Source organism: Aggregatibacter valvarum (assembly GCF_980468985.1).
Window position 1 is genome coordinate 1,575,526 of record NZ_OZ413141.1, and the last position, 24,033, is coordinate 1,599,558.

22 protein-coding genes are annotated in these 24,033 nt (G+C 43.9%); 12 read left to right on the top strand and 10 right to left on the bottom strand.

Annotation, left to right across the window (positions count from 1 at the left end; all coding sequences use genetic code 11):
* Positions 1-27 precede the first annotated feature (27 nt).
* Positions 28-447, top strand: coding sequence for an 8-oxo-dGTP diphosphatase MutT (gene mutT / locus AC30SF_RS07425; RefSeq protein WP_209364430.1), 420 nt, complete (start codon positions 28-30; stop codon positions 445-447).
* On the opposite strand, the gene rlmC is transcribed toward mutT, so the two are convergent.
* From rlmC to hinT, 4 genes are read right to left on the bottom strand one after another with little or no spacing between them, the layout of a single operon-like run.
* Positions 436-1,611 (bottom strand): 23S rRNA (uracil(747)-C(5))-methyltransferase RlmC, encoded by a 1,176-nt coding sequence (gene rlmC / locus AC30SF_RS07430; RefSeq protein WP_489608040.1) that lies wholly within the window; start codon positions 1,609-1,611, stop codon positions 436-438. The genes mutT and rlmC overlap by 12 nt on opposite strands.
* Position 1,612: 1 nt before the next feature.
* A complete protein-coding gene (gene nagZ / locus AC30SF_RS07435) occupies positions 1,613-2,659 on the bottom strand; it encodes a beta-N-acetylhexosaminidase (protein WP_489608041.1) in 1,047 nt (348 codons plus the stop codon).
* 1 nt (position 2,660) lies between these two features.
* Complete coding sequence (locus AC30SF_RS07440; RefSeq protein ID WP_489608042.1) at positions 2,661-3,014, bottom strand: YcfL family putative periplasmic lipoprotein; 354 nt, start codon at positions 3,012-3,014, stop codon at positions 2,661-2,663.
* The gene (gene hinT, locus AC30SF_RS07445; RefSeq protein WP_314401249.1) at positions 3,014-3,364 is read right to left on the bottom strand and encodes a purine nucleoside phosphoramidase; all 351 of its coding nucleotides are present in this window, start codon (positions 3,362-3,364) and stop codon (positions 3,014-3,016) included. The genes AC30SF_RS07440 and hinT overlap by 1 nt, the downstream gene beginning before the upstream one ends.
* A 288-nt stretch (positions 3,365-3,652) precedes the next feature.
* Here hinT and focA point away from each other — a divergent pair, with 288 nt between their 5' ends.
* The 3 genes from focA (at position 3,653) to pflA (ending at position 7,810) form a co-directional block, all read left to right on the top strand.
* Positions 3,653-4,504 (top strand): formate transporter FocA, encoded by an 852-nt coding sequence (gene focA, locus AC30SF_RS07450; RefSeq protein ID WP_489608043.1) that lies wholly within the window; start codon positions 3,653-3,655, stop codon positions 4,502-4,504.
* Between the two features lie 87 nt (positions 4,505-4,591).
* Positions 4,592-6,904, top strand: coding sequence for a formate C-acetyltransferase (gene pflB / locus AC30SF_RS07455; protein WP_489608044.1), 2,313 nt, complete (start codon positions 4,592-4,594; stop codon positions 6,902-6,904).
* Between the two features lie 165 nt (positions 6,905-7,069).
* Positions 7,070-7,810: a pyruvate formate lyase 1-activating protein gene (gene pflA / locus AC30SF_RS07460; protein WP_489608045.1), complete on the top strand. Its 741-nt coding sequence runs from the start codon at positions 7,070-7,072 to the stop codon at positions 7,808-7,810.
* A gap of 89 nt (positions 7,811-7,899) precedes the next feature.
* On the opposite strand, the gene AC30SF_RS07465 is transcribed toward pflA, so the two are convergent.
* The gene (locus tag AC30SF_RS07465; protein ID WP_021615996.1) at positions 7,900-8,763 is read right to left on the bottom strand and encodes a DMT family transporter; all 864 of its coding nucleotides are present in this window, start codon (positions 8,761-8,763) and stop codon (positions 7,900-7,902) included.
* A 178-nt stretch (positions 8,764-8,941) separates the two neighbouring features.
* Between AC30SF_RS07465 and psiE the strand changes: the two genes are divergently transcribed.
* Positions 8,942-9,361, top strand: a complete 420-nt coding sequence (psiE, locus tag AC30SF_RS07470; protein ID WP_376922972.1) for a phosphate-starvation-inducible protein PsiE — start codon at positions 8,942-8,944, stop codon at positions 9,359-9,361.
* 1,249 nt (positions 9,362-10,610) lie between these two features.
* On the opposite strand, the gene AC30SF_RS07475 is transcribed toward psiE, so the two are convergent.
* From AC30SF_RS07475 to frdA, 5 genes are all read right to left on the bottom strand, one after another.
* A complete protein-coding gene (locus tag AC30SF_RS07475) occupies positions 10,611-12,860 on the bottom strand; it encodes a nitric-oxide reductase large subunit (RefSeq protein WP_489608046.1) in 2,250 nt (749 codons plus the stop codon).
* Between the two features lie 368 nt (positions 12,861-13,228).
* Positions 13,229-13,573 carry a fumarate reductase subunit FrdD gene (gene frdD, locus AC30SF_RS07480; protein ID WP_448757488.1) on the bottom strand — a complete coding sequence of 115 codons (345 nt, stop codon included), beginning with the start codon at positions 13,571-13,573 and terminating at the stop codon, positions 13,229-13,231.
* A gap of 9 nt (positions 13,574-13,582) precedes the next feature.
* Positions 13,583-13,975 (bottom strand): fumarate reductase subunit FrdC, encoded by a 393-nt coding sequence (gene frdC, locus AC30SF_RS07485; RefSeq protein ID WP_021615989.1) that lies wholly within the window; start codon positions 13,973-13,975, stop codon positions 13,583-13,585.
* Between the two features lie 11 nt (positions 13,976-13,986).
* A complete protein-coding gene (locus tag AC30SF_RS07490; RefSeq protein ID WP_065295345.1) occupies positions 13,987-14,757 on the bottom strand; it encodes a succinate dehydrogenase/fumarate reductase iron-sulfur subunit in 771 nt (256 codons plus the stop codon).
* 4 nt (positions 14,758-14,761) lie between these two features.
* Positions 14,762-16,570 carry a fumarate reductase (quinol) flavoprotein subunit gene (gene frdA, locus AC30SF_RS07495; RefSeq protein ID WP_021615987.1) on the bottom strand — a complete coding sequence of 603 codons (1,809 nt, stop codon included), beginning with the start codon at positions 16,568-16,570 and terminating at the stop codon, positions 14,762-14,764.
* A 324-nt stretch (positions 16,571-16,894) separates the two neighbouring features.
* On the opposite strand from frdA, the gene epmA reads away from it, so the two are divergent.
* The 7 genes from epmA to AC30SF_RS07530 all read left to right on the top strand — a co-directional run bounded on the left by epmA (position 16,895) and on the right by AC30SF_RS07530 (position 24,013).
* Positions 16,895-17,866, top strand: coding sequence for an elongation factor P--(R)-beta-lysine ligase (gene epmA / locus AC30SF_RS07500; RefSeq protein ID WP_296026163.1), 972 nt, complete (start codon positions 16,895-16,897; stop codon positions 17,864-17,866).
* A 168-nt stretch (positions 17,867-18,034) separates the two neighbouring features.
* Positions 18,035-19,189 (top strand): dual-specificity RNA methyltransferase RlmN, encoded by a 1,155-nt coding sequence (gene rlmN, locus AC30SF_RS07505; RefSeq protein WP_209364414.1) that lies wholly within the window; start codon positions 18,035-18,037, stop codon positions 19,187-19,189.
* A 25-nt stretch (positions 19,190-19,214) separates the two neighbouring features.
* Positions 19,215-19,769 carry a type IV pilus biogenesis/stability protein PilW gene (gene pilW, locus AC30SF_RS07510; protein WP_376922179.1) on the top strand — a complete coding sequence of 185 codons (555 nt, stop codon included), beginning with the start codon at positions 19,215-19,217 and terminating at the stop codon, positions 19,767-19,769.
* A 216-nt stretch (positions 19,770-19,985) separates the two neighbouring features.
* Entirely contained in the window at positions 19,986-20,972 is a 987-nt protein-coding gene (locus tag AC30SF_RS07515; protein WP_489608047.1) for a RodZ domain-containing protein, read from the top strand.
* Positions 20,973-20,982: 10 nt separating this feature from the next.
* On the top strand, positions 20,983-22,086 hold the full coding sequence (gene ispG, locus AC30SF_RS07520) for a flavodoxin-dependent (E)-4-hydroxy-3-methylbut-2-enyl-diphosphate synthase (RefSeq protein WP_021615982.1): 1,104 nt from the start codon (positions 20,983-20,985) through the stop codon (positions 22,084-22,086).
* Between the two features lie 25 nt (positions 22,087-22,111).
* Positions 22,112-23,389, top strand: a complete 1,278-nt coding sequence (gene hisS / locus AC30SF_RS07525; RefSeq protein WP_489608048.1) for a histidine--tRNA ligase — start codon at positions 22,112-22,114, stop codon at positions 23,387-23,389.
* Positions 23,390-23,398: 9 nt separating this feature from the next.
* Positions 23,399-24,013: a YfgM family protein gene (locus tag AC30SF_RS07530; RefSeq protein ID WP_489608049.1), complete on the top strand. Its 615-nt coding sequence runs from the start codon at positions 23,399-23,401 to the stop codon at positions 24,011-24,013.
* Positions 24,014-24,033: the final 20 nt, after the last annotated feature.

Below are 24,033 nucleotides of genomic sequence, written 5' to 3' on the forward strand. Positions count from 1 at the left end.
ACCATATAGGCAAACACGGAGAAAAGCATGGAAAAACCGGTCATACAAGTTGCTGCCGGCATTATTCGTAACGAATTCGGACAAATTTATCTCACCCGACGATTAGAGGGTCAAGACTTTGCGCAATCGCTGGAATTTCCCGGTGGAAAAGTCGCGCCCAATGAAACGCCGGAGCAAGCGTTAAAACGAGAATTAGAGGAAGAAGTCGGTATTTTGGTTTCTCATGCTGTATTGTTTGAACGTTTTACCTTTGAATATCCTACAAAAATTCTGAATTTTTATTTCTACTTAGTGGATGAATGGCTAGGCGAACCTTTTGGCCGTGAAGGACAAGAAGGTTTTTGGCTGGAACAAGAGGAATTGGATATGGAACAATTTCCGCCGGCAAATACAAAACTCATCCAACGCTTGCTCGCTGAATATAAAAATTCGGCATCACACGGCTAATCGCAACAACACCAACACTTCATAATGCGCGGTATGTGGAAACATATCGAACAGTTGAATTTTTTCCAGTTGATAATGGGTCAAAGATCGCAAGTCTTTGCCCATGGTTTCTGCGTTACAGCTGGAATACAAAATAAAGTGTGGTCGCATTTTATTGAGAAATTCAGCAAGCGATTGACCAACACCTCGGCGAGGAGGATTGACGATCACCAAATCCGGTTTTTCGGCTTGTGCCAAGGCAAAATTTGCTGCATCTAACGACTGAAAATGAACCTGCGCCTCCAAGCCGAGTTGTTGTGCTGATAGTTTCGCAGCGGCAATGGCAGAAGCGGAGATTTCAATACCGGTGAGGTGAATTTGTTGTTCCGGATTCTGCATTTGCAATGCTTTCAAGCAATGTAGCCCGAAACCGCCCACTCCACAGAACAAATCCCAAAGTTGACGAATGGGCAGGTCTTTTATCCATTGTTGCGCCATGCCGTATAAGCCTTCAGCAACCGATGGATTCGTTTGAAAAAAGCCTTGTGGGCGAATAAAAAGCGGAATCTGATTAAACCTTTCGGGCAAGGTGTGTTGTTCCGTCAGGAAAATCTCTTTTTCACCTTCTAAAATCGCGGCATTTTGCGGCTGGATATTCACGCTAATGACGGCAAGTTGTGGCAATTTTTGACGCAATCCCGCCAGTTCACGTTGAATCAACGGCAATTTGGCTTCCGAACGTAACACAAAGCGCAACATGAGTTGGTGGCTGTGTTGACTTTCTGTCAATAAAAGATGTTTCAATTCGCCTTTTTGCCTTGCCACGTTATACGGCACAAGGCCTGCGCGTGCGATGAAATCTTTAAGAAGAGGAAAGATAGCTTGAAAACGTTGTGGATAAAGTGGGCAATCACATAAATCCACCGCACTTTGTGGCGCCAATGGGTTCGGCAAGATGCCGAGGACTGGGCGTTCGACTGCACCACTCACCACCATTTTGGCTTTGTTGCGAAACCCTTCTTGGGCAGATTGAAAAGGGGCAAACCAAATCAAATGAGACGTTTCTAAACCCTGCAACTGCTGTTGCAAATGTGCCGTTTTCTGTTCCAGTTGAACGGCATAGGGCAATTCCAACCATTGACAAGAACGGCAATCGCCTCGTTGATAATGTTCGCATTGAATCATATTAGTTTTTCGCTGCCAGCCATTGCTGTTGAAGTGCGGTCAGTTTTTGACGGTTTTCCAACCAACGGGGAGCACACTCTAATTCAGTCCAAGTAAGATTTTTGCGTTTGAAGAGACTTTGTAAGCGTTGTTGGCGCAACAAAAAGCACGATTGTTTTTCTGAGCGTTTTAAATTGTCTAAAACTTGGATCACACCATCTCGTTCATTACAAAGCAGCAACAAATCGCAACCTGCATTAAGCGCCTGTTCGCTACGCGCCACAAAATCGCCCATGAATCCCGCCCCTTTCATGCCAAGATCATCAGAGAAAATGGCACCGTTGAAATTCAGCTGAGCACGCAAGATGTCTTGTAACCAAAATTTAGAGCCACTTGCGGGTTGGCTGTCACATTGCGAATAAATCACATGTGCCGGCATGATGGCTTGCAGCAAATTTTGTTCGATAAGTTGTTGGAACGGCTGAATATCCTGATTGAAAATATCTTCTTGGCTACGCTCATCATAAGGGGTTTCCAAATGAGAATCGGCAATTACATGTCCATGCCCGGGAAAATGTTTTCCCGTTGCAGCCATGCCGGCTTGATGCATACCGCGAATAAAATTAGCCGCCAAATCCACAGCACTTTTTATCTCGCAACCAAAACTGCGATCGCCGATGGCTTTGCACGCATGACCAAGATCCAACACCGGCGCAAAGCTCAAATCGATATCAAGTGCGGTCATCTCTGCCGCCATTTGCCAGCCGGCTTCAAATGCCATCTTCCGTTGTTCAATAGGATCTTCAATCAGTGCGGAAAACGCCTGCATTGCAGGAAGTTGGGTGAAGCCGTCACGAAAACGCTGTACTCTGCCGCCTTCTTGATCCACCGTAATCAACAAGGGCTTTTTCACCTTTTGTCGCACAGAACGAATCAACCCTTGTAATTGCGCTCGGTCGTGAAAATTACGCGTAAAAAGAATCAATCCCGCCACGAGCGGATGTTCCAACAATTCGATTTCTTCTTGTTCCAGCTCGTAACCGGCTAAGTCAATGAGTAGTGTAGACATTTTAGTTTAGTCGAAGATATAAGCGGTAATTGGCGCTATCCGCCGTTGGTCGAGCCAATGTGAGCGCTTGTTTTTGCAGCGGTTGCAACGCCAATCTATGCCAAACGACAGGCTCTTCAGCCGTCACTGTTACGCCATGTTTGTCATACCAAAACAGGCGGTAAGCCAAGTTGACCGGCTGTTCAGTTTTATTTTTGACCCAAGCACTGTCACGCTCAACACCGGCCTCCACCCTTTCTGCGGCAGGGGCTTCAATATTTAGAATGGGATTTTGCGTGTTTAATAAGGTCGGCACCTTTGCGCTACATCCCGCTAAAAGTGCGGTCGCAAAAAAAAGGGAAATAGACTTTTTCATTATTTATCCAGCATTTTACCTAAAGGTTCACCACCAACAAGGTGCATGTGTAAATGGAACACTTCTTGTCCACCATGTTTGTTGCAGTTGACAATTAAACGATAACCGTCTTGCGCAATGCCTTCCTGTGCCGCCAGTTTCGCCGCCACCGTAAATAGACGACCTAAGGTTACTTCATCTTGTTCGGTTACATCGTTGACAGTTGGAATAAGCTTGTTCGGGATGATCAAAATATGGGTTTTCGCTTGCGGTGCAATATCGCGAAAGGCGGTAACAAGGTCATCTTGATAGACGATGTTGGCGGGAATTTCTTTGCGAATAATTTTGCTGAAAATGGTTTCTGCGGCCATGGCGTTCTCCTTAAAAAATATTGCGTTTTATGACCGCACTTTTTAACAGAAAACAACCCAAATAGCAATTTGGCTGTCGTCAAGAAAGGCTTTTGGACTACACCGATCTAATTATTGACAAAGAACAAGATTCTCGCATTAAAAGGGAGAAATATTTTTACTTTGCAGGGGAAAGAAAATATAATTAACAAAAATGATAAAAATTCAATTTTTTTTAGGCCTTTCCTTGTAATACCACGCTGTCGTGGACGTATTTACAAGCCAAATAAATTAACAGGGAATTCTGTAATGAATACCGAAACGTCCAAAACAACTTGCATGGTCTCTCCGGCAGAAATAAGCCAAATTGGCGAGGATGCCGGCGTCTATAAGGCATCTAAAAAACAAATTCTCTCTTTTTTCTCTGCCATTCCGGCAGGGGCGTTTATTGCGTTAGCGTTCGTTTTTTATACCACAACACAAACAGGCAATCTCGGGACTTCGTGGGGTTTAACTAAGCTGGTTGGTGGCGTGGTATTTTCTCTTGGTGTGATTATGGTCGTGGTCTGCGGCTCTGAATTATTCACCTCATCAACCATGACAGCTATCGCCCGTGCAAGCGGACGAATCAGCACTTTTCAAATGCTGCGAAATTGGATTGTGGTTTATTTCGGCAATTTCGTTGGCGCGCTTTTTATTGTTTCTCTCATTTGGTTTGCCGGTCAAACAATGGCAGCCAATGGGCAGTGGGGATTCACGATTTTAACGACCGCTCAACATAAGATTCACCATACATGGTTTGAGGCTTTTTGTTTGGGGATTTTGTGTAACGTGATGGTATGCATTGCCATTTGGATGACCTACGCAGGAAAAACCTTGACAGATAAAGCATTCATTATGATTTTACCCATTGCTTTGTTTGTTGCGTCAGGATTCGAACACAGTGTAGCGAATATGTTTATGATCCCAATGGGGATCCTCACGGCACACTTTAGCGCACCGGAATTTTGGCAAGCCATTAATATGGATTCTCAGCAGTTCGCAGATTTAAATCTTTATCATTTTATCGTGAAAAATTTGATTCCGGTGACATTAGGAAACATTGTCGGCGGTGGTTTTTGTGTTGGGTTGGTCTTGTGGTCAATCAACCGACCGCATTAATCGGTACACAATAAGGAAGGGAACTTGCGTCGTTTATTTCCTTCCTAGACAGGTTTATTTTTATCAATAATCTAAAAGAGGAATGTTATGACTCAATTAACAGAAGCTCAACAAAAGGCTTGGGAAGGTTTTGTCGGTGGTGACTGGCAAAATGAAGTCAACGTGCGTGACTTTATCCAAAAAAACTATACACCGTATGAAGGTGATGAATCTTTCTTAGCCGATGCAACCCCTGCAACAACTGCGTTGTGGGATAAAGTCATGGAAGGCATCAAAATCGAAAACAAAACGCACGAGCCGTTAGATTTTGACACAGACAACCCATCAACTATCACTTCTCACAAACCTGGCTATATCAACAAAGAATTAGAAAAAATCGTTGGTCTTCAAACTGATGCCCCATTAAAACGTGCCATTATGCCATACGGCGGTATCAAAATGGTTAAAGGCTCTTGTGAAGTTTACGGTCGTCAATTAGATCCAGAAGTAGAACATATTTTCACCGAATATCGTAAAACCCATAACCAAGGCGTATTTGATGTATATACTCCAGATATTCTTCGTTGCCGTAAATCCGGTGTGTTAACCGGTTTGCCGGATGCTTATGGTCGTGGTCGTATTATCGGTGATTACCGTCGTTTAGCCGTTTATGGTATCGACTATTTAATGGCTGATAAGAAAAAACAATTCGACTCACTTCAACCTAAATTAGAACGTGGCGAAGATATTCAAGCCACCATTCAATTACGTGAAGAGATTGCCGAACAACATCGTGCCTTAGGCAAAATTAAAGAAATGGCTGCCTCTTATGGCTATGACGTTTCCAACCCGGCAACTAATGCACACGAAGCCGTTCAATGGACTTACTTCGCTTATTTAGCCGCCGTGAAATCACAAAACGGTGCGGCAATGTCTTTCGGTCGTATTTCTTCCTTCTTAGATATTTATATCGAACGTGATTTGAAAAACGGCAAAATTACCGAACAAGAAGCACAAGAATTAATCGACCACTTAGTCATGAAACTGCGTATGGTGCGTTTCTTACGTACACCTGAATACGATCAATTGTTCTCCGGTGACCCAATGTGGGCAACCGAAACCCTTGGTGGTATGGGCTTAGACGGTCGTACATTAGTGACCAAAAACAGCTTCCGTATTTTACACACCCTTTACACTATGGGCCCATCTCCGGAACCTAACTTAACTATCCTTTGGTCTGAAAAATTACCTGAAGCCTTCAAACGTTTCTGTGCCAAAGTGTCTATTGATACTTCTTCCGTACAGTATGAAAACGATGACTTAATGCGTCCGGATTTCAACAGCGATGACTATGCGATTGCTTGTTGTGTCTCCCCAATGGTAGTGGGTAAACAAATGCAATTCTTCGGTGCCCGTGCGAACTTGGCAAAAACCTTGCTATACGCAATCAACGGCGGTATCGATGAGAAAAACGGTATGCAAGTTGGTCCGAAAACTGAACCAATCAAAGATGAAGTGCTTGATTTCGACACCGTAATGACCCGCATGGACAGCTTCATGGATTGGTTGGCAACACAATATGTGACTGCATTAAACATCATCCACTTCATGCATGACAAATATGCTTATGAAGCTGCATTAATGGCGTTCCATGATCGTGATGTTTACCGTACTATGGCTTGCGGTATTGCAGGACTTTCTGTTGCAGCCGACTCTTTAGCTGCAATCAAATATGCGAAAGTCAAACCAATTCGTGGCGATATCAAAGATAAAGAGGGCAAGGTTGTAGCATCTAACGTGGCAACAGACTTCGAAATTGAAGGCGAATATCCGCAATTCGGTAACAACGATGCTCGTGTAGATGATATCGCATGTGACTTAGTTGAACGTTTCATGAAGAAAATTCAAACACACAAAACTTATCGCAACGCGACTCCGACGCAATCTGTGCTTACTATTACTTCTAACGTGGTCTATGGTAAGAAAACAGGTAATACACCGGATGGTCGTCGTGCAGGAGCGCCATTCGGACCGGGTGCAAACCCAATGCACGGTCGTGACCAAAAAGGTGCGGTTGCGTCTTTAACTTCCGTAGCTAAACTACCATTTGCTTACGCGAAAGATGGTATTTCTTATACCTTCTCTATCGTCCCAAATGCGTTAGGTAAAGAATACGAAGCACAAAAACGCAATCTTGCCGGCTTAATGGACGGTTACTTCCACCACGAAGCGGAAGTAGAAGGCGGTCAACACTTGAACGTCAACGTCATGAACCGTGAAATGTTGTTAGATGCGATGGAAAATCCGGAAAAATATCCGCAATTAACCATTCGCGTTTCCGGTTATGCTGTACGTTTTAACTCATTAACCAAAGAACAACAACAAGACGTTATCACCCGTACATTTACACAATCAATGTAATTTCGTGATAAAACTGTGTTAATATTTCAGCCGCTTGCCGCAAGGTAAGCGGTCTGATTTTTTTAGGAACATTTCATTTTATCAACATGACGAGACCATTCAAAAAAACACTGGCAAAAACGACCGCACTTTTAACGAATCACATGACACATTATTGAGGAACATATGTCAGTTGTAGGAAGAATCCACTCTTATGAATCCTGTGGCACCGTTGACGGTCCGGGCATTCGTTTTATTTTATTTATGCAAGGCTGCTTAATGCGCTGCAAATATTGCCACAATCGTGATACTTGGGATGTCCATGGTGGCAAAGAAATTACGGTGGAAGAACTGATGAAAGAAGTGGTCAGCTATCGTCATTTTATGAATGCCTCAGGCGGTGGTGTGACCGCGTCCGGCGGTGAAGCGATTTTACAGGCAGAGTTCGTGCGTGATTGGTTTCGCGCCTGCAAACAAGAAGGCATTAGCACCTGCTTGGATACCAACGGTTTTGTGCGTCATTACGATCATGTGATTGATGAACTCATTGATGTGACGGATCTGGTTTTACTTGATTTGAAAGAACTCAACGATCAAGTGCATCAAAATCTTATTGGCGTACCGAACAAACGCACACTTGAATTTGCCAAATATTTGCAAAAACGTAACCAACCGGTTTGGATTCGCTACGTCGTCGTGCCTGGCTATACAGATTCTGACCATGACGTACATTTACTCGGTCAATTTATCGAAGGCATGACAAACATTGAAAAAGTAGAACTTCTTCCTTATCACCGTCTTGGCGCACATAAATGGGCAGCCATGGGCGAAAAATATGAATTAGAAGACGTAAAACCCCCGACAAAAGAATCGCTTGAACACATAAAAGCCATTCTTGAAGGCTACGGTCATGTCGTCAAATACTAATGCCCTCTAGGCAGAATCGCTTAAAAATACGCAAAAAACAAACCGCACTTTGAAGAGACGCTCAAGTGCGGTTCATTTTTACCGCGTTTTTAACTCGCTCGCCGAATTAAACGCGGATACACACTGGAAATTAATGTGGTCGCAATAACTGCCAAAATCCCCAACCAAGATAGTGGGCTAATATGCTCGCCTAACAGTAATACCGCCAACAAAATCGCAAATACCGGTTCGAGTGAAACCAAAATGCCTGCTAAATTGGAATCGACGCTATTAATTCCCTTATTCCATAAATAATACGCCAACCAGCTACAACCAACGCCAATATAAAGTAACCCTGCGATGCCTTGCCAATTCCAATGAATTTGCCAGCTTTCCGTCAGCCAAAGGGTGAAAGGAAGGCAAGTTATCGTGCCAAACACAATGCTACTGGTGGTGTAAACTTGCGCCGTGAGCTGTACGATGACTTTTTGCGTCCAACGCAAACACGAAGCAAAAACAACCCCGGCAATCAGCACCAAGCTACAGCCAAACAGGCTGATATTGCCCGTTTCTTCACCACCATAAATTAACAAGGCGACCCCAATAAACGCCACTAAACCAAAGATCCAGTGATGGGTTTGGGCTTTGTCGCCAAAGAAAAAATGCCCAATCAGCACCACCAAGAAGGGCTCTAACCCTAACATCGTTGAGGCACTGGATGCCGAAGTGTGGCTTAAACCAATAAATTGCAATAGAAAGATCACCGGATAATTTAATAATCCCAACCACCACACTTGCGGACGTAAGCCTTTCGGAATGCGCTTCCAAACACGCATAAACATCGGCAGCACAATGATGGTGGCAATCAATAAACGCAATTGCACCATCAACACCGGATCCAACATGGTGTAGGTGTATTTACCGGCGACAAAAGAACTGCTCCATAAAAATAATGCGATGAGAATGTAGCGCATGAGATTCCTTAAAAAAAGAAGGGAGATTAAACGATTATTGTAGTGCGCTTTTCACGCAGCGTAAACGAAAGGAGATAGGTTTATTTTTTAGGAAGCCTTTACAACACTATTTACCCTCTCTTCATCTTGCATTAGAATGCAGCGTTTTTACTCACCTCATTTCATTAGGAAGTCTATTATGGAAGAATCTCAATCCTTAGAAAAATTACCTAAAGTTGTTACCGGTATCCTCAAAATCGTGCTCTGCAGTGCATTAATTGCCTTAGCTTTGGTGTTGATCATCGCGCTGGCTAAAATCACGTATTCACTGGCGATGATGGTGTTAAACACCTCCAGCGTAGTGCCTTACGACGTTGCGGAACAAGCGGTTATGTTTTTCTTGTATTTCGGATTTATCGGCTTAATCGTGCAATATTTTAAAAGCGGCTATCATTTTCCACTGCGCTATTTTATTTACGCCGGGATAACGGCGATGTTGCGCTTGATTATCGTCAACCACGAAAGCTCCGTTGATACCATCCTATTTGCCGGAGCAATTTTGATTATGGTGATTGCGCTTTGCCTGGTACTCTATTCTAATAAATTGCGGAATCTTTAATGAAAGTGCGGTCGTTTTTGACCGTATTTCCTCGATAACAAAAGACCGATAGTGTAAAAACTCTCGGTCTTTGTTTATTAGTTGAATCGTAGCGTGCAACTTGTTGCACGAAATAAATAACGCTCTTGACGGTTGATAATACGTTATTTGAAAAAACACACGCAAAAATCACCGCACTTTATTTCGTTCCATGCGTGGCTTGGTCGTGCATCAAGATGCACGCTACCAGAAAATCATAAATCGTAGCGTGCAACGTGTTGCACGAAATCGTGAGTGCCCGAAAGAGGTAAATAATGTTCCGTGCGTAATTTGGTCGTGCATCAAGATGCACGCTACCAGAAAATCATAAATTGTAGCGTGCAACTTGTTGCACGAAATGAATAACGCTCTTGACGGTTGATAATACGTTGGTTGAAAAAATACCTTTAAAAATCACCGCACTTTATTTCGTTCTGTACGTGGCTTGGTCGTGCATCAAGATGATGCGCTACCGGAAAATCATAAATCGTAGCGTGCAACTTGTTGCACGAAATGAACAACACTCTTGACGGTTGATAATGCGTTGGTTGAAAAAAATACATGCCAAAATCACCGCACTTTATTTCGTTCCGTGCGTGATTTGATCGTGCATCAAGATGCACGCTACCAGAAAATCATAAATCGTAGCGTGCAACGTGTTGCACGAAATCGTGAGTGCCCGAAAGAGGTAAATAATGTTCCGTGCGTAATTTGGTCGTGCATCAAGATGCACGCTACCAGAAAATCATAAATTGTAGCGTGCAACTTGTTGCACGAAATGAATAACGCTCTTGACGGTTGATAATACGTTGGTTGAAAAAATACCTTTAAAAATCACCGCACTTTATTTCGTTCTGTACGTGGCTTGGTCGTGCATCAAGATGATGCGCTACCGGAAAATCATAAATCGTAGCGTGCAACTTGTTGCACGAAATGAACAACACTCTTGACGGTTGATAATGCGTTGGTTGAAAAAAATACACGCCAAAATCACCGCACTTTATTTCGTTCCGTGCGTGATTTGATCGTGCATCAAGATGCACGCTACCAGAAAATCATAAATCGTAGCGTGCAACTTGTTGCACGAAATCGCGAGTGCCCGAAAGAGGTAAATAACGTTCCATGAGGGGTTTATTCGTGCAACAAGTTGCACGCTACGAGGGGAGAAATAAAAGACCGATAGCATGAAAACTATCGGTCTTTGTTTATTGGCTAACTTTCGCTTTGTTGATTAGTTAGCAATGCGTTTTGGTTTGAAGAACACCATGGTGAAAATTTGCCAGAAGAATGCAAGCGCACCAAAGATGAATACAACGTCACCCACTAAACGAACCCAACGTAAGGTGTCGAATAACGGTTGTTGCATGAAGTCTTCGCTACGAGCATACCATAAGCCTTCAGAGATACTTGCGTAACCTTGGATGATACCGATTGGCAATAGGCTGGAGACGATCATTAAGATCAAACCGCTGTTAAGCAACCAGAAGCCCCATTTCATCAATTTGTCATTGAATGGTGTGTTTGGACGCAAGTAACGTGCGATTAAGAACACGAAACCTAATGCCAAGAAACCATATACCCCGAACAATGCCGCGTGGGCGTGTACTGCGGTGGTGTTTAACCCTTGGATATAGTAGAGAGAAATTGGTGGATTGATTAAGAAACCGAATACACCCGCACCCAACATATTCCAGAAGGCAACGGCAACGAAGCAGTAGATAGGCCATTTTAAGCGCTCCATCCACGGCGCTTTTTGTTTCATTGCCCAGTGTTCCCACGCTTCGTGGCCAAGTAACACTAATGGTACAACTTCAAGCGCGGAGAAGGACGCACCCACCGCAATGATTGGCGTTGTCGCACCGGAGAAGTATAAATGGTGGAAGGTTCCCGGGATACCGCCGATTAAGAACAATGCCGCTTCGGTGATGGTTGCCACAGTTGCTGTTCGGCGAGAAACCAAACCTAAACTGACGAAGATGAAAGAGAGTGCCGCCACGGAGAATACTTCAAAGAAGCCCTCTACCCAAAGGTGAACTACCCACCAACGCCAGTATTCCATTACGGATAAGTGTGTGTGTTCGCCGTAGAATAATGCCGGGCCATAGAATAAGCCGATAGCGATAACGGAGGCGAAGAACAAGGCAAGTAAGTTTTTGTCGCCAGGTTGTTTGAACGCATTCACGGTGCCGCGTAGCATTAACACTAACCAGAACAAGATACCGCCAAATTTCACGGCTTGCCAGAAACGACCTAGGTCAATGAATTCATAACCTTGGTGACCAAACAAGAAGCTCCATTCTTCAGGGATGATGTGCGCAATGGCCAAATAGCTACCGGTGAAGGAGCCAACTACCAAGACGACTAACGCCCAGAAGAGAATATCTACGCCAAGTTTTTGGTATTTCGGATCTTTACCGCCGTTGATAATCGGCGCAAGGAATAAACCACCTGCCAAGAATGCCATGGCGATCCAGAATAATGCTGCTTGAATATGCCAGGTACGTACTAAAGAATATGGAAGATATTGGGAAATATCTAAACCATAGAATTCCTGACCTTCAACCGTGTAGTGCGCCACAATCGCCCCTAAATTCACTTGTACAAAGAAAAGCGCAAGTACGGTAAACAAGTATTTACCTAAGGCTTTTTGTGATGGCGTTAATTGCAATTTGGTTAACGGGTCAACTTCCGGTGCAACAGGATCTTTTTCATCTTCACGACGTTTAAATGACCAAATCCACACCACAAAACCGATACCGGCAATAAGGAAAACAACGCTAGCGATAGACCAAATGACGTTTTCCGGTGTTGGCACGTTATTGATTAACGGCTCATGCGGCCAGTTGTTGGTGTACGTCGCATGGGTATTAGGACGTTCTGCAGAGGCAGTCCATGCTGTCCAGAAGAAGAATTTCGCTAAATCTTTACGCGCTTCCAAGCTTGGCAACGTATTGTCTTTCATGGCGAAGTGTTCACGCGTTACTTTGCTCGCAGGATCATCACCATATAAAGAAATATAGTATTGCGCCGTTTTATCCATGGCGGCTAAACGATTAGCGGAAAGCACAACAGTGCCGTTTTCGTCAACTTTACTGCCGCGATATTCTTTAGTTAAACGGCTTTTTAAGAGGGTTTGTTGGTCATCATTTAAGTCGGCAAAGTTTTTACCATACTCTTGATTTGCAACAATATCTAACCAGTTGGTTAACTCGCGATGTAACCAGTCAGCGGTCCAGTCCGGTGCTTGGTAGGCACCATGGCCCCAAACAGAACCCAACTGCATACCACCGGTGGTTTGCCATGCGGTTTGCCCGTGTAAAATATCGTTATGTGTAATCACCGGTTCGCCTTTTTCCGTCACATATTGTTTTGGAATCGGTGGCGCTTCACGGTAGATTTCAAATCCGTAGTAACCGAGAATAGAGAATGCCCCTATTAATACGGCGACTAACAGGTACCAGAACTTTTTGTACTGTCCCATTTGATCACTCCTTGAGAAAATAAAATATTGATAACTTAATAATTTGTGTCAGACACATTGAGATTTTACGATTTAAGTAAAATACCTGACTAATTATATCGGATTTAAAAAGGCGATATATTACCTAATAGTAGGTAAATGTGAGATATTCAAAGTGATGAAGTAAACACAAGGAGAGAAAGAAACTGACACGCTACTCTATTTTAGATTTAAAAATGACCGCACTTTGGTCTGAATTTCAAAATTTGGACAGATCGCTTTTATCACCATTCACTTGCGCAAGATAGCCTTTGACTTTATGTCGTGCTGTGAAATAGGTAGAAACAAAAAACTCCCGATAACGGGAGTTTTTTATTAAGGATGAGACATTATAAGTTGAACACGGCAAATAGCACGATGACGCTATAAAGTGTCGCTAAGCCGTAGAAAATAAATCCGCCGGCCGGTACATGGACTTTGATGTCGTGCATACCGTGGTGGACACGGTGTAAGCCTGCCCACATTGGGAAAATGGTTAGGGCTAGAATCACTAATTTCCCTATCCAATGATGGGCAAAGGCGATGATGTTATCTGGGCTGACTAAGCCGAAAGGCAGTAATAAGCCGAGAATAAGAATGAGCACAGGGAAAGCAAGTCCGCTTATCATGCCACCGGCACTGAACATTAACCAGACAGGTGGTTCGTTTGAACGTTTTGGATTTTGATTAACCATAATTTCCCCCTAGATAAAGACTAACACTAAAGCCAATACGGTGACGGCGACAAACGCGCCACGTAAAGCATTTTTAATGAGTTTTGCCGGCAAACCGGTGGTGCCTGACATCACTTCGCCTGTCATATCAAATAAGGTGACGGCATGGAGCAATAAAGCCGCTAATGAAATGATGTTAAGAATCACGACAATTGGATTTTGTAGGAACGGAATGAAATTCATGACAAATCCATCTGCCTTGCCTAAACAAATCACGCCATAAAGCAATACTAAGCTGAACCAAACTGTTGGCACCGCTGTGGCTTCACGTAGCATATAGAATTTGTAGAAATCCCAACTTTTCCACCAAGTCGGCGTAATTTCACGAACGTATTTTTTACGTTTACTTACTGTTGTTGTCATAATCTTTCCCCTTACGCCTTCGGTTTAAGCATGGAAATAAGGTAATCTTTGGCGCTTTCTAATTTGCCTTGGTTAATGGCGGTGGCTGGGCCCACGTGTTTTGGACACACTTCAGAACACGCACCTACGAAGGTACAAGACCAAACGCCATTTTCGCCGTTCATGATTTTCATCCGTTCTGCTTTGCCGTGGTCGCGGTTATCTAAGTTATAACGATGACCTAAAGTTAATACGGCCGGGCCGACAAATTCCGGGTTTAAACCGAATTGTGGGCAGGCGGCATAGCATAAGCCACAGTTGATACACATCGAGAATTGGCGGTATTTTTCCAATTGTGCCGGCGTTTGTTTAGTACGACTTTTCGCTAATTCTTTAGACGGATGCGGTTTACCGTCTAACTCAGGCGCTTGGTTGCCGATCACATAAGGTTTGATGGCTTCTAAGCTTTCGATGAAATGGCTTAAGTCCACAATTAAATCCCGTTCAATCGGGAAGTTGGCTAGAGCCTCAATACGCATATGGCCACTGTAGTCACGCAAGAAAGTTTTGCACGCCAATTTCGGAATGTTATTTACCATCATGCCGCAAGAACCGCAGATTGCCATACGGCATGACCAACGATAAGAAAGTTCCGGCTCCAACTTGTCTTTAATGTAACCTAACGCATCGAGTAAAGAGGTTTGGCTGTCATAAGGCACTTGATAAGTTTTCAAGTGTGGCTCTTTGTCAACTTCCGGATTGTAACGTAGAATTTCAACGTTCATGATTGATTGTTCGGCCATATTATTACTCCTTACCCGCTTGAGCTTGTTCTTTTGCTTTGGCGGCTGCTTCTGCTGCTTCTGCTTCCGCACCGTAAACACGTTTTGCCGGCTGTGATTTCGTGATTTTCACTGGGCTGTATTCAATGCGTGGCGCACCGTTTTCGTTATAGAACGCCAAGGTATGTTTCAAGTAGTTCACATCATCACGTTCGGTGTAATCCAAACGTTGGTGCGCGCCACGAGACTCTTTACGTTCAATCGCAGAGTTCGCAATAGACTGCGCCACATCCAAAATGTAACCCAATTCAACAGTGTATAATAAGTTGGTATTAAACACGCTGGAACGGTCAGAAACATGAATGCGTTTATAACGTTCTTTGAGTTCGGCAATTTTATCAACGGCTTGTTGCATACTTTCTTGCGTACGATAGATACCGCAACCTTCTTCCATGGCTTGACCCATTTCATCACGAATTTCAGACCAAGATTCCGTGCCTTCTTGAGCGAATAAGTCATTTAAGCGTTTAACGACATCTTGAGCTTGTGCATCAATCGCATTTTGGTTGCCTGATTTGGCTTCGACGGCACGTTGCGCCGCATATTCACCGGCAACGCGACCTAACACCACTAATTCGGCTAAGGAGTTAGAACCTAAACGGTTCGCACCATGTAAACCGGAAGAAGCACATTCACCTACGGCAAATAAGCCTTTAATTCGGGTTTCGCTGTTGAAGTCCACTTCGATACCGCCCATGGTGTAGTGTACGACCGGACGCACAGGAATTGGCGCTTTCGCCGGATCCACACCTTCATAGGCTTTTGCGAGTTCGCAAATGAATGGTAAACGTTCATGTAAATATTGTTCACCGAGATGACGTAAATCCAAATGCACCACATCCACACCTTTGGCGGTTTTTAAGGTATTGCCCTTGCGCCATTCTTGCCAGAACGCTTGGGATACTTTATCGCGCGGGCCTAATTCCATGTATTTGTTTTGTGGTTTACCGATTGGCGTTTCCGGTCCCAAACCGTAGTCTTGTAAATAGCGATAGCCATCTTTATTGACTAAAATACCGCCCTCACCACGGCAACCTTCAGTCATTAAAATGCCGGTATTCGGCAAGCCAGTTGGGTGATATTGCACGAATTCCATGTCGCGCAATGGCACACCATGGCGATACGCCATTGATAAACCGTCTCCGGTTACAATGCCACCATTCGTATTGAAACGGAAAGCGCGACAACCACCACCTGTGGCGATGACAACGGCGTTAGCATTAATTTGAACTAAAGAACCTTCCATCATGTTCATGGCAACCATTCCGCGAGCATGGCCATCATCCACTAAAATATCAAGAACGAAGTGTTCATCAAAACGTACAATTTGTGGGTATTGAATAGAAGTTTGGAAGAGCGTATGCAATAAGTGGAAACCGGTTTTATCGGCAGCGAACCAAGTACGTTCGATTTTCATGCCACCGAAACGGCGTACGTTTACGTCACCATCTGCCTTACGGCTCCAAGGACACCCCCAACGTTCAAGCTGGGTCATTTCTACCGGTGAGTGCTCCACGAAATATTCGACAACGTCTTGTTCACAAAGCCAGTCACCACCTGCGACGGTGTCCTGAAAGTGTTTGTCATAAGAGTCTTCCTCTTTAATGACCGCCGCTGCCCCCCCTTCTGCCGCAACCGTGTGGCTACGCATTGGATAAACTTTTGAGACTAACGCAATTTTAAGGTTGGGATTAGCTTGCGCTGCAGCAATCGCCGCCCGTAAACCACCGCCACCGGCGCCAACAATGGCGATATCAACATTCACAGTTTGCACGATATTCCTCCAAGTAAAGAAATGACAATAATAAAAACACCAAATCGCTCTTTGGCGCTGTTAGGGTAAGGTCATTTTGCCATTATTTTTTATGATGAAAATCTTTTTTCTCAACTTTGTTACGATTTTGTGATCTACCTCAAAAAAGTTAACGCACGATACGAATTGTTCATCTTTTGTCTTTAAAATAACAAGTAATTAACAAAGATTTAACTAAAGACCAATAAAAGTGCGGTGAAAAAAGGATTCGTTTATGCATTTTGATTCACTTGCTTTAAAATGCGCAATCACGCTTTCGCAATTATCTTTAATAAAGGGATATCGATGTTTGAACAAACTCAATGGCAACCTAGCGCCTCCATTAAAAATTTGCTAACTCGTGCAAAATTAATTGAAGAAATTCGCCGATTTTTTACCGATCGTGGTTTATTGGAAGTGGAAACGCCGGTGTTGAGTGAATTTGGGGTGACCGATGTGCATCTCGCCACCTTCAGTACAGAATTTATTTCACCGTTTGGTGAGCAGTCGAAAACTCTGTGGCTTTCCACCAGCCCGGAATATCACATGAAACGCTTGCTGGCGGCAGGCAGCGGCCCGATATTTCAAATCGGCAAAGTGTTCCGCAATGAAGAAGCGGGCAATCGACACAACCCCGAATTTACCATGCTGGAATGGTATCGACCGCACTTTGATATGTATCGCTTAATTAACGAAGTGGATGATTTACTACAACAAATTTTGGAATGTCCGCCGGCAGAAAGCATGAGTTATCAATTTGCGTTCCAACAATATGTTGGCTTGGATCCGTTGTCAGCTGATCTCGCCGAATTGGTGGAAAAAGCCAAAAAACACCAGTTAATGGGTGCAGAAAATGAAAGTCGCGACACCTTACTGCAATTTTTATTTAGTGCGGTCGTCGAGCCGCAAATTGGGCAGGAAGCGCCTGTCGTGGTGTATCATTTTCCGGCAAGTCAGGCGGCTTTAGCGCAAATCAGTTCGGAAGATTTGCGCGTGGCAGAACGCTTTGAGTTTTACTATAAAGGATTGGAACTCGCTAACGGTTTCCACGAATTGTCTGACGCACGCGAGCAATTAAGACGCTTTCAGCAAGATAATCTGCAACGAGAAAAAATGGGGTTACCTGTGCGTGCCATTGATACGCGCTTATTATCCGCCTTGCAGGCAGGTATTCCGAATTGTTCCGGTGTCGCATTAGGTGTGGATCGCTTATTGATGATTGCCATGGGTGCGGAACACATTAAAGAGGTGATCTCTTTTGCCATTGATAACGCCTAGCTTGATCACGCGTAAAAGTGCGGTCATTTTTCTGGGTGTTTGTATGGCGCATACAAAATCGCTAGATTAATCAAACCGAAATCAGTACAATCGCACCCTTATTTTTCTATTGTTTAAAATATCACCAAAAATTTCGGTATCCGCCGTAATGTGTAATAACGAGGCTCCATGTCAGAACAAACAGTATCAGTGCAAGCTGTTGCCGAACCGGCAAAAAAAGTCAATTTAATGAATTTAACCCGTGCGCAGATGCGTGAGTTTTTTGCCGAATTAGGTGAAAAACCGTTCCGCGCCGATCAGTTGGTGAAATGGATTTACCATTTTGGTGAAGACAATTTCGACAATATGACCAATTTAAATAAAAAGTTACGGGAAAAATTAAAGTCCGTGGCAGAAATTAAAGCCCCGGAAGTGGCGGTGGAACAGCGTTCTGCTGACGGCACCATTAAATGGGCGATGCAAGTAGGCGATCAGCAAGTGGAAACCGTGTACATTCCGGAAGCGGATCGCGCAACGTTATGCGTTTCTTCACAGGTTGGCTGCGCATTGGCTTGTACTTTTTGTTCGACCGCGCAACAAGGCTTCAACCGCAATTTAACGGTGTCAGAAATTATTGGGCAAGTGTGGCGTGCATCGAAAATTATCGGCAATTTCGGTGTCACCGGTGTGCGTCCAATTACCAATGTGGTGATGATGGGCATGGGTGAACCGTTGCTGAATGTGGCGAATGTGGTGCCGGCGATGGAAATCATGCTGGATGATTTCGCTTATGGTTTATCTAAACGCCGTGTGACATTATCCACGTCCGGTGTGGTGCCGGCGCTTGATAATTTAAGCAAAATGATCGATGTGGCGTTGGCGATTTCCTTGCATGCACCCAACGATGAATTGCGTGACGAAATCGTGCCACTAAACAAAAAATACAATATCAAAACCTTGATTGATTCGGTGAATCGCTATTTAAGCGTTTCCAACGCCAACCACGGCAAAGTGACTATAGAATATGTCATGTTGGATCATGTGAATGATCATGTGGAACACGCCCATCAATTAGCGGAAGTGTTAAAAAATACGCCATGTAAAATCAATTTGATTCCATGGAACCCGTTCCCGGAAGCGCCTTATGCGAAAAGCTCCAACACGCGTATTGACCGTTTCCAGAAAACCTTGATGGAGTATGGTTTGACGGTGATTGTACGCAAAACCCGTGGCGATGACATTGATGCGGCTTGCGGACAATTAGCCGGCGATGTGATTGACCGCACCAAACGTACTGCACAGAAAAAACGTTTTGGCGAGGCGATTGCCGTTCAAGTTCAATAAGTTGATAAGTAAGAGAGGAAAAATTATGCGCCCTATTCAGTTTATCTTTTACCGTTTTGCGATCTTTATTTTTCCTTTTTTACTTTCTGCCTGCGTCAGCCATTCCGACACATCCGATTTTGATAAACAGGCGGCGGCAAAAGCCCGTGTAGAACTGGCATTAGGTTATTTACAACAACAAAACGGCAGCCAAGCGAAATTAAATTTGGATAAAGCCCTTTCTTATGCCCCTAAATACGCTTTGGTGCACGCTGCGTTAGCCTATTTTTATCAACAACAAGGGGATATGGCACGCGCTAAACAAGCGTATTTAACAGCCATTAAATTGGATGATAAACAAGGGGACATCTTAAATAATTTCGGTGCGTTTTTGTGTGCTCAAGGGGAATATCAGGCGGCCTATAAACAATTCACACAGGCATTAAATAGCCCGCAATATTATCACCAAGCAGATACTTACGAAAACTTGGCACTCTGCGCCTTATCCGCGAAAGATCAGAAAATTTACCAAGAAAATCTGACCGCACTTGAGAAGATCGCACCAGAACGTGCAAAGAGATTCGCTCAATTCACAAAATAGCCTGATAAATTACCGAAAAAGTGCGGTGAATTTTTCCCCTGTTTTTGTTGCTTGTTCATTCGCTTCTTTTCAAGCGTATTTTCCGCCTTTATTTTTTCGCTCAAAATGCTTAACAAATTCTCTCGTGGCGCAGAATCACACTATATAACAGTTGCAAAAGACGCCTGACAACCTTAAACTTTACCCGTTAAATTTTAGTAAAAAAACCTTTCATTTATGAACACACAAGAATGCCAAACCGATTCACCAGAAATAACACTCGGTGATAAATTTCGTATCGCGCGAGAAGCATTACACCTTTCTTTGGAAGAGGTCGCCGAAGCTATCGCATTACGCCCATCAATTTTAAAAAGTCTGGAAGAAAATCAATTTGTGAATGCAGCCGTTCCGGCGACATTCATGCGAGGTTATGTGCGAAACTATGCTAAATTTTTACGCATTCCGGAATCTGAATGGACAAATTTAGTACATTTTGGTCATGACCAAGAAAATGATTTAGGCAAAAATGCAAGAGCGACACATGCTGTCAATCAATACACATCACATCATCGTTGGGTGGGTTATTTAACTGCGTTGGTGGTGCTTGTCGTGATCGGCATGACAGGAATGTGGTGGTGGGAAAATCATCAGCATGCCAATGAAGAGCGCGATAATTTAGTCAACGCCTACACTCAAACCATGGCAACCACTTCAACGCCTGCTGCAGTATCCAATGACAAACCGCAAGATGCTACCGGTGCTATTACCGCAACAGGTTCTACTGCGGACAGCCCGGCAATAAGCAACGCAGCAACGCCATCGGCGAATGAATCTGCTGCAGCAGTGCCAACCAATGCATTACAAGCGGAAATGGATAAAATCACCGGCGCCAAACCGGCATCAACTGCAGAGGCAACCACGGCGCAGCAACCGCAACAGCCGCAACAACAAAGTGCGATGGAAAATTCAAGTGTTTCTGCAGCTGCGACAAAAGATGCTTTATTCATTGAAGTTATCGGTAATTGCTGGATCAGTGTGAAAGACAAGAACCGCAAAGTGTTAGCGCAAAAAGAATATAAGCAAGGCGATGTCCTCAATTTCAGTGAAGGAGAGCCTTATTCTTTGATCATCGGTGCGCCGGCAAATGTGAAAATTACATATAAAGGCGAAGCCTTCCCGTTGACGGTGGATGGACGTGTCGCAAAATTTAAATTACCTCAATAATGAGTAAACAATGTTAGAAAAGCCAAAAATTCAGCGTAGAGAATCCACAAAAATTTATGTCGGGAATGTCCCCATCGGGGGTGATGCACCGATTGCAGTACAGTCGATGACCAACACACGAACGACTGATGTTGAAGCCACGGTCGCACAAATCAAATCGTTAGAGCGCGTGGGTGCCGATATTGTGCGTGTGTCTGTGCCGACCATGGAAGCGGCGGAAGCTTTTAAATTAATTAAACAGCAAGTGAGCGTGCCATTAGTCGCCGATATTCATTTTGATTATCGCATTGCGTTGAAAGTCGCTGAATATGGTGTGGACTGCTTGCGCATCAATCCAGGTAATATCGGACGTGAAGATCGTATTCGCGCCGTAGTGGATTGCGCGAAAGATAAAAATATCCCCATTCGTATTGGGGTGAATGCCGGCTCACTGGAAAAAGACATTCAGGAAAAATACGGTGAACCGACACCACAAGCATTGTTGGAATCGGCATTGCGCCATGTTGAAATTTTAGATCGTTTGAACTTCGATCAATTTAAAGTGAGCGTTAAAGCCTCCGATGTGTATTTGGCAGTGGAATCCTATCGTTTACTGGCGAAAGCCATTAAACAGCCCCTGCATTTAGGCATTACTGAAGCCGGTGGTGCGCGTGCCGGTGCAGTAAAATCTGCCATCGGATTAGGAATGTTGTTGGCTGAAGGCATCGGTGACACGCTACGAGTGTCTTTAGCCGCCGATCCGGTGGAAGAAATCAAAGTGGGCTTTGATATTTTAAAATCACTGCGTATTCGTTCTCGTGGCATTAACTTTATTGCTTGCCCAACCTGTTCCCGTCAAGAATTTGATGTAATTGGCACCGTGAATGCACTTGAACAGCGTTTAGAAGATATTATTACGCCGATGGATGTGTCAATTATCGGTTGTGTCGTCAATGGTCCGGGAGAAGCGTTGGTATCTGATTTAGGCGTCACCGGAGGCAATAAGAAAAGCGGCTATTATCTTGACGGTGAGCGTCAGAAAGAGCGTTTTGATAACGACGATTTAATTAATCAATTAGAAGCGAAAATCCGCGCCCGTGTTGCGCAGCAAGATCCGAAAAATCGTATTCTTTAATTTTTAATAAACACAGGAAGTTATTGTGGCAAAAACTATTCAGGCAATTCGTGGGATGAACGATTGCTTACCAACAGAAACCCCGCTATGGCAATGGGTTGAGAATAAAGTGCGGTCTGTTTTAAGTGCATATGGTTACGCGGAGATCCGTATGCCAATTGTGGAAAGCACACCGTTATTCGCTCGCGCTATCGGTGAAGTTACCGATGTCGTGGAAAAAGAAATGTTTACGTTCGAGGACCGTGATGAAGAAAGTTTGACTTTACGTCCGGAAGGTACAGCCGGTTGTGTACGCGCAGGTATTGAACATGGTTTGTTGTACAACCAAGAACAACGCTTATGGTATATGGGGCCAATGTTCCGTTATGAGCGTCCGCAAAAAGGCCGTTACCGTCAGTTCCATCAGGTTGGTGTGGAGATTTTCGGAATTCCTAATCCGGAAATTGATGCGGAGCTTATCGCCTTAACCGCCCGTTTATGGAAGGATTTAGGCATTTTTGACCATGTCACGCTTCAACTAAACTCCATTGGTTCATTAGAGGCGCGCAAAAATTATCGTCAAGCCTTGGTCGATTTTTTACAAAATCACATCGATATTTTAGATGAAGACAGCAAGCGTCGTTTAACCACCAATCCGTTACGCATTTTAGACAGTAAAGATCAACGTGTTCAAGAAGTGCTAAATGATGCACCGAAATTACACGATTATCTTGATGACGATTCCCGCGAACATTTTGCGCAATTATGCGCCTTGCTGGATAATTTAGGCATTCAGTACGAAATCAATCAAAAATTGGTGCGCGGCTTGGATTATTACAACAAAACCGTATTTGAATGGGTGACTTCCGCTTTAGGCGCACAAGGCACAGTCTGCGGTGGTGGTCGTTACGATGGGTTGGTTGAACAGCTAGGCGGTCATGCCACAAGTGGTGTTGGTTTTGCTATGGGCTTGGAGCGTTTGGTACTGTTGGTACAAGAAGTAAATACACAGATTACCTTGCCAAGTGCGGTGGATATTTACATCGTTTATCAAGGTGAAGGCACTACCGTGGCAGCCTTTAATTTGGCGGAAAAACTTCGTTCAGACTTACCGCACTTACGTACGCTTTTACACTGCAGCGGCGGGAATTTCAAAAAGCAATTTAAACGTGCCGATAAAAGTGGTGCGAAGTTAGCCTTAGTCATCGGCGAAGATGAAGTGAAAAACCAACAAGTGGTGGTAAAAGACTTGTTGCAACATAGCGAACAAGCCGTTGTGGCATTAAGCGACATCATCAATCACATTCAAAACACATTCAAATAAGGAAAAAACATGGCATATACCATTGAAGAAGAACAAGAACTCAGTGCGATTAAGGCGTGGTGGCAAGAAAACTATAAGTTTATTATTGCTTGTTTTGTGATTGCCTGTGTTGGCGTATTCGGCTGGAACTATTGGCAATCTTATCAGCTACAAAAAATCCACAATGTTTCTGCTGAATATGAGCAAGTGTTGTTTAACTATAAAAAAGATCCACAAGCACAAGAAGCGCAATTTGCTCAATTCATTAAAAACAATGAGAAAACTGCCTACGCGGTGTTAGCCTTGTTAGATAAAGCAAAAATTGCTGTTGAAAAACAAGATTTTACGCAGGCTGAAGAGGCGTTAAAACAAGCGGTGGCACAATCAACGGATGATATTTTATCTTCTGTAACGGCGTTGCGTTTGGCGGCAGTACAATTCCAGCTTGGACAATTTGATCCGGCGTTAGACAGTTTGAAATTAGTGAAAGATGAGGCTTGGAATGGCGCTAAAAATATCTTAGTTGGCGATATTCAGTTGGCGAAAGGAGATAAGGAGGCTGCGAAAAGCGCTTATCAACAAGCCCAGCAAAATGCCACCCCGTTAGAGCTACAACTCATTCAAGTGCGGTTAAATAATTTATAGTTTTTAAGGCTTGGGAAAAC

What these genes read in the sequence shown, in the direction of transcription:
- AC30SF_RS07440 (WP_489608042.1), bottom strand. Translation starts at nt 3,014, where the DNA reads ATGAAAAAGTCTATTTCCCTTTTTTTTGCGACCGCACTTTTAGCGGGA.
- frdC (WP_021615989.1), bottom strand. Translation starts at nt 13,975, where the DNA reads ATGACAACAACAGTAAGTAAACGTAAAAAATACGTTCGTGAAATTACG.
- rlmC (WP_489608040.1), bottom strand. Translation starts at nt 1,611, where the DNA reads ATGATTCAATGCGAACATTATCAACGAGGCGATTGCCGTTCTTGTCAA.
- frdD (WP_448757488.1), bottom strand. Translation starts at nt 13,573, where the DNA reads ATGGTTAATCAAAATCCAAAACGTTCAAACGAACCACCTGTCTGGTTA.
- ispG (WP_021615982.1), top strand. Translation starts at nt 20,983, where the DNA reads ATGTTAGAAAAGCCAAAAATTCAGCGTAGAGAATCCACAAAAATTTAT.
- pilW (WP_376922179.1), top strand. Translation starts at nt 19,215, where the DNA reads ATGCGCCCTATTCAGTTTATCTTTTACCGTTTTGCGATCTTTATTTTT.
- hinT (WP_314401249.1), bottom strand. Translation starts at nt 3,364, where the DNA reads ATGGCCGCAGAAACCATTTTCAGCAAAATTATTCGCAAAGAAATTCCC.
- AC30SF_RS07515 (WP_489608047.1), top strand. Translation starts at nt 19,986, where the DNA reads ATGAACACACAAGAATGCCAAACCGATTCACCAGAAATAACACTCGGT.
- epmA (WP_296026163.1), top strand. Translation starts at nt 16,895, where the DNA reads ATGTTTGAACAAACTCAATGGCAACCTAGCGCCTCCATTAAAAATTTG.
- focA (WP_489608043.1), top strand. Translation starts at nt 3,653, where the DNA reads ATGAATACCGAAACGTCCAAAACAACTTGCATGGTCTCTCCGGCAGAA.
- AC30SF_RS07465 (WP_021615996.1), bottom strand. Translation starts at nt 8,763, where the DNA reads ATGCGCTACATTCTCATCGCATTATTTTTATGGAGCAGTTCTTTTGTC.
- mutT (WP_209364430.1), top strand. Translation starts at nt 28, where the DNA reads ATGGAAAAACCGGTCATACAAGTTGCTGCCGGCATTATTCGTAACGAA.
- AC30SF_RS07490 (WP_065295345.1), bottom strand. Translation starts at nt 14,757, where the DNA reads ATGGCCGAACAATCAATCATGAACGTTGAAATTCTACGTTACAATCCG.
- pflA (WP_489608045.1), top strand. Translation starts at nt 7,070, where the DNA reads ATGTCAGTTGTAGGAAGAATCCACTCTTATGAATCCTGTGGCACCGTT.
- pflB (WP_489608044.1), top strand. Translation starts at nt 4,592, where the DNA reads ATGACTCAATTAACAGAAGCTCAACAAAAGGCTTGGGAAGGTTTTGTC.
- psiE (WP_376922972.1), top strand. Translation starts at nt 8,942, where the DNA reads ATGGAAGAATCTCAATCCTTAGAAAAATTACCTAAAGTTGTTACCGGT.
- rlmN (WP_209364414.1), top strand. Translation starts at nt 18,035, where the DNA reads ATGTCAGAACAAACAGTATCAGTGCAAGCTGTTGCCGAACCGGCAAAA.
- nagZ (WP_489608041.1), bottom strand. Translation starts at nt 2,659, where the DNA reads ATGTCTACACTACTCATTGACTTAGCCGGTTACGAGCTGGAACAAGAA.
- AC30SF_RS07530 (WP_489608049.1), top strand. Translation starts at nt 23,399, where the DNA reads ATGGCATATACCATTGAAGAAGAACAAGAACTCAGTGCGATTAAGGCG.
- AC30SF_RS07475 (WP_489608046.1), bottom strand. Translation starts at nt 12,860, where the DNA reads ATGGGACAGTACAAAAAGTTCTGGTACCTGTTAGTCGCCGTATTAATA.